The sequence below is a fragment of the Methylobacterium sp. J-072 genome, assembly GCF_022829425.1.
GTDB lineage: Bacteria > Pseudomonadota > Alphaproteobacteria > Rhizobiales > Beijerinckiaceae > Methylobacterium.
This window is the reverse complement of sequence record NZ_JAKSYK010000129.1, coordinates 1-1415: the sequence shown is the minus strand read 5'-3', so window position 1 is coordinate 1415 and position 1415 is coordinate 1. Positions and strand designations below refer to the sequence as shown.

The window sequence follows — 1415 nt, the reverse complement described above, 5'->3', positions numbered from 1 at the left end:
TGAGGCGATCGGCATCGATTTGGACCAGCGATGGACGATGGTCGTGCGCGATGCTGCAGGCTCGATCGTAGGTCGCCTACCGATCAAACGGTGAGATCGCTAAACCAGTTCTCCCGCAGGCTGATCCGGCCAGAGTGTGGTGCGGCCTAGGCCCAGTGAGGGCGCCTACCCCTGACGCATCGTCACCGAGCCATCATCCAGATCGACCGCCTCAATCTGAGGGACCGGCGGCTGGAAGCCCGCGAAGTGGCTGAGGCAGCGGTTGCAAGCTTCAGCTAAGGCTGCGCCGGACTGGGTTGGCATGGCCGGGAGCAATGCCCGCAGTAGCTCGACCACCAGGGCCTCGCGCATCAGCGGATGGAGTGCTCCCTTATCCAGATCACGCTCGACGGCCGATGCCACGTTCTCCGCGATTAGGCGCGCTGTGTGTTCCAGGCCCGGAGAATGCATCATCGTAAATATCACCAACAGCGAATGAAATCTTTCGCCTTGATGTATTGCATTTTGGATGCCAGTAACAGAATGTGCTTTAGTTCTCAAGCACAGGTGCATCGTGGATCAAGACATAGAGACGATCGAGGCTCCGGCCGTCGATTTCATCGAGCTGACAGCCGACCTCGTCTCGGCCTACGTGTCGAAAAATTCTGTCCGACCCGGCGACATGCCGGACCTGCTTGCCACGGTTCACTCCGCGCTGGCTGGGCTCAGCAATGGGGCTGCCACAGCCGCTCCAGCGGCCGAGAAGCTCACCTCTGCGCAGGTGCGGAAGTCGATCACGCAGGACGCCCTGATCAGCTTCGAGGATGGCAAGCGGTACAAGACCCTCCGCCGCCACCTGACGATCAAGGGGCTCACCCCCGAGGCCTACCGCGAGAAGTGGGGCCTCCCGCGCGACTACCCGATGACCGCCGCCAGCTACTCCGAGAAGCGCTCAGCGCTCGCCAAGAGCCTCGGGCTTGGCCAGCAGCGCAGGAAAGTGGCTCCGAAGGCTGCTGAGCTTGCTGAGACCGTCTCCGACAAGCCGAAGCGCGCTGCTGGGCGGCCGCGGAAGGCCAAGGAAGGCGCTGAGGCGTAGATCGAGTTTTTCTCGCGCGTGCCCTACTCCCGCCACAAGTGTGGCGCGCGCGATACAGCTTGGCTGTGGAGAACCAGCTACCTTAGCCCCCGATCGGGCATCTAGATGGGGAAATTACAGTCATGAAGAAGCTTCTGGCCTCGTTGGCCGCATTTACCGCCTTCACCGCTGCCGCTTCGGCTGCCGACCTGCCGCGTCGCGCCCCGCCGCCGGTGTTCACCCCCGTCCCGGTGTTCACCTGGACCGGCGCCTACTTCGGTATCAACGCCGGCTACGCCTTCGACGCCAGCAGCCGCTCCAACAACTCGACCTTCGTCGTGCCGGGCGGTGTCGGCCTGAC

At 63.0% G+C, this 1415-nt stretch carries 2 protein-coding genes and 1 pseudogene; 2 read left to right on the top strand and 1 reads right to left on the bottom strand.

Annotation, left to right across the window (positions count from 1 at the left end):
- Nucleotides 1–165: 165 nt before the first annotated feature.
- Complete coding sequence (locus MKK67_RS14865; RefSeq protein WP_243965821.1) at nucleotides 166–402, bottom strand: hypothetical protein; 237 nt, start codon at nucleotides 400–402, stop codon at nucleotides 166–168.
- A 151-nt stretch (nucleotides 403–553) separates the two neighbouring features.
- On the opposite strand from MKK67_RS14865, the gene MKK67_RS14860 reads away from it, so the two are divergent.
- On the top strand, nucleotides 554–1075 hold the full coding sequence (locus tag MKK67_RS14860) for a MucR family transcriptional regulator (RefSeq protein WP_243965820.1): 522 nt from the start codon (nucleotides 554–556) through the stop codon (nucleotides 1073–1075).
- Nucleotides 1076–1197: 122 nt separating this feature from the next.
- Nucleotides 1198–1415, top strand: a pseudogene (locus MKK67_RS14855) (porin family protein); the annotation flags it as partial.